Source organism: Spirillospora sp. NPDC049652 (assembly GCF_040675125.1).
Lineage (GTDB): Bacteria > Actinomycetota > Actinomycetes > Streptosporangiales > Streptosporangiaceae > Spirillospora.
Window position 1 is genome coordinate 1 of record NZ_JBFAOF010001073.1, and the last position, 2,252, is coordinate 2,252.

Here is a 2,252-nt window from a genome sequence, read left to right on the forward strand (position 1 = left end):
GTGCCTGACGTGCGCGGGGCTGTTCGCGCTGCTCAGCGGCTGACGCCCGCGTCGCGCCCGGTCGCGGTCCGGCCGTCGGCGTCCTGAGCGGCGGCGTCCTGAGCGTCGGTGTCGGGTTCGGGTTCGTCGGCGGGGTGGCCGGTGGCGCGGCGCAGGTGGGGCGCGGTGGGCGAGTGCGGGTCGTGGAGCAGGTCGGCGGGCGGGCCGGTGAAGGTGAGGCGTCCGCCGCGGGTGCCGCCGCCGGGGCCGATCTCGATGATGTGGTCGGCGTGCGCGATGACGTCCAGGTCGTGCTCGACGGCGATGACGGTGCCGCCGTCGTCGACGATGCGGTCGAGCAGGGCGATGAGGGCGGCGACGTCGTCGCGGTGGAGTCCGGCGGTCGGTTCGTCCAGGACGTACAGGCCGCCGGTGCCGGGGGTGTCCTGGCCGGGGCGGGGGCGTCCGGCGGCGGTGGTGCGGTGGAGGTGGTCGGCGAGTTTGAGGCGCTGGCGTTCGCCGCCGGACAGGGTGGTGAGGGGCCGGCCGAGGGTGAGGTAGCCGAGTCCGGTGCGCCGCAGGGCGGTGAGGCGGGCGTGGATGCCGGGTTCGGGGAACAGGTCGGCGGCGTGGTCGGCGGTCATGGCCATGACCTGGGCGATGGTGTGGCCGCGCAGCGGGTACCGGTCGGTCTCGGGCCGGTAGCGGCTGCCGTGGCAGGTGCGGCAGACGGTGGTGACGGGGTCGAGGAACGCCAGGTCGGTGGTGACCGTCCCGGCGCCGTCGCAGTCGGGGCAGGCGCCGGTGGAGTTGTGGCTGAACCAGCCGGGGTCGACGTCGTGTTCGGCGGCGAACAGGCGGCGCAGCGGGTCCAGCAGGCCGAGGTAGGTGGCGGGGCTGGAGCGGCGGGAGGCGCTGATGGGCGACTGGTCGACGACCACCGCGCCGGGGTGGGCGGCGGGCAGCAGCCGGGCGGCCAGGGTGGTCTTGCCTGCTCCGGCGACGCCGGTGACGCAGGTGAGCACGCCGGTGGGGAACCGGACGGTCGCCGGGTGCAGGTTGTGCGCGGCTGACGCGTCCGGCGTGTTCGGTGCGGCGGGGACGCCGTCGCCGCCGTCGGCGGGCTTGTTCGCGTCGGGGATGTCGAGGGTGAGCCATCCGGTGGGGCGGCGGGGACGGGTGTTCAGCCGGACGGGCCGGGTGAGGGCCCCGGCGGTGGGTGTGCGGGCGGCGCGCAGGGCGGGGACGTCGCCGGTGAACAGCAGCCGTCCGCCGTGGACCCCGGCGCCGGGGCCGAGTTCGATGACGTGGTCGGCGGCGGCGATGACGGCCGGGTCGTGGTCCACGACGATCACGGTGTTGCCGCGGTCGCGCAGGCGGCGCAGCAGTCCGGTGAGGCGGTCCACGTCGGCGGCGTGCAGGCCGGTGCTGGGCTCGTCGAACAGGTAGGTCAGGCCGGTGAGCGTGGACCCGAGATACCGGACGACCTTGACGCGGCGGGCCTCACCGCCCGACAGGGTGCGGGTGGGGCGGCCGAGGGTGAGGTAGCCGAGTCCGGCGTCGGCGAGGCGGCGCAGGCGGGTGACGGCGTGCTCGGTGATCGCGGCGGCGACCGGGCCGGCCTCGGCGGCGATGCCCTCCAGGACGCCGGTGAGGTCGTTGACCTCGACGCGGGTGAGCTCGGGCAGGGTGTGCCCGGCCAGGCGCGCGGCGCGCGCGGCGGCGTTCAGGCGGTCGCCGTGGCAGTCGGGGCAGGCGCCGCGCGTGGTGACGGCGGCGACGGCGCGGCGGTGCGCGGCGGGCTGGTCGGTGATGTCGCGCCGCAGGTACATGCGGTCGAACCGGTCGGCGAGCCCTTCGTAGGTGTTGCCGCGGTCGCCGCCGACACCGCCGTCGCGGCTCACCTTGAAGCCCTTGCCGTGCAGGAGGGTGTGCCACTGATCGGGGGTGTAGTCGCGGAGCGGCAGGTCGGGGTCGAACAGGCCGGAGCGGGCGTGGGTCTGCCATACCCAGCTGCCGACGCCCCACGGCTCGAAGCGGATCGCGCCGTCGTTGAGGGACCGGCCGGTGTCCAGGAGCGCGTCCAGGTCGAGGCGGGTGACAACGCCCAGGCCGTGGCACGCCGGGCACATCCCCTCGGGGTCGTTGAAGGAGAACGCCGACGCCTCCCCGGCGGCGGGCTCGGCGCACCGCGAGTACAGCACGCGCAGCACCGGCAGGATGTCGGTGGCGGTGCCGACGGTGGAGCGGGCGCCGCCGCGCGGCGGCCGGTG

Annotated in this window: 1 protein-coding gene; it reads right to left on the reverse strand. The window is 76.2% G+C overall.

Annotation, left to right across the window (positions count from 1 at the left end; all coding sequences use genetic code 11):
* Positions 1–32: 32 nt before the first annotated feature.
* Positions 33–2,252: ATP-binding cassette domain-containing protein (locus AB0J52_RS37025; RefSeq protein ID WP_500187580.1), on the reverse strand; the 2,220-nt coding region annotated here is incomplete at its 5' end.